Source organism: Treponema sp. R6D11 (assembly GCF_054786075.1).
In genome coordinates, this window is record NZ_BDHD01000316.1 from 1 (window position 1) to 1,366 (window position 1,366).

At 48.8% G+C, this 1,366-nt stretch carries 2 protein-coding genes; both read left to right on the top strand.

From position 1 onward, the window contains the following. Nucleotides 1–192: hypothetical protein (locus ACYVTD_RS12680; protein ID WP_461248114.1), on the top strand; the 192-nt coding region annotated here is incomplete at its 5' end. Between the two features lie 13 nt (nucleotides 193–205). Next, nucleotides 206–1,366: hypothetical protein (locus tag ACYVTD_RS12685; RefSeq protein ID WP_461248115.1), on the top strand; the 1,161-nt coding region annotated here is incomplete at its 3' end.

Here is a 1,366-nt window from a genome sequence, read left to right on the forward strand (position 1 = left end):
CTTGGCGTAAAAGGCGGGAACATGGGAGCGTTCTTTGTGGACGTTAATTTCGTTTATTTTCCCGGCGACGTCATAATAAAAAACACCGCTTATCCCACCGACTCACGCGAGAACGTGCATTACAGGCGTTATACCTTAGGGCTCGGCATCGGTTATAAATTAGGTTTCTTCGACAGAAACAAAGGAATTTAATAAGGAGGACGATATGAAAAACAACGTTTTTTTAGTAACAGTTTTACTAATTTTTGCGGTTTTTATGTTTTCGGCTTGCTTGGATTCGGTGAATTTTGACCCCGATTCAATATATAACACCAACGTTACAGGCGATATAAACACGACCGACGTTACCAGCGCGGTACTTATGCTTACCAACAGATCAAAAACCGTAGACGTAACAAACGTTTCCATCGCCCAGCCGGAATGGGCGCCTCCCGAAGGAAGTCCTTGGGCGCAGGCGCCGGGCGTCTCATTCACCAACAGGCCGAAACGGCTTGAAAGAAAAGCGCAATATCTGTCGCCGAGCGACAAAAGCTACCAAATTACCATTGACTATGCTTTTGACGCCAATGAAGATTCCCCCGCGGGCGCAGGAACTCAAATCCTGACTATCCCTCTGCCGCTCCCACGGCAGATAGTGGAGCTTTTTATTTACCGCGACAAAGACGGCGTTACCATAATCGATAAAGACGTTATCGATCCCGACCCCAACGATACCGGAAATCCGGCGGTAGATCCGTCGCCCGGAGAAGGTTCAAGCCCCGCGGTAATTCCGCCGGAATACAGGAACAGGATGGCTACTTTTGTGGTGATTAACAAAACAAACAGCCAGATTATCGACAGAGCGGAATTCAAAATGGGCGACAAGGGTTACGCCATCGGCAAAATCGGCATTACCGACAAACAGTCAATCGCCTTAGGACAGGGCACTTGGGAGACTACGGTGTCGTACACGCTGAACAGCAAATTGACAACACTAGGCCCCAAAAACTCAGTTATCGTTCCATCCAACGATCCGCAGTCCGTCAGGGAACATTATCTTTACTTCTATAAAACAAAACGCGGCGACTACAACATCAGCCAGGAATGGCCGCCCTATCCCGACGACGCGGACGAAGAAGACCTGCTTCCCCCCGATTTTTACGGAAGAGGCAGAGGGCTAATCAAGATAATAAACAACAGTTATTCCATCGCCAAAATGGTAACTATTCTGAACCTGCGCGAGAGCGGTATCGGCCCGATGATCGTCTACTACCCGGAATTCAGCCCGCCCGTTCCCGTGCAATATTCCAAGACCGGCTATGTCAACGTGGTGGGAACCAACGACTTCCCCATCGACGCCCATGAAGACTATCTTATCCAAATTACT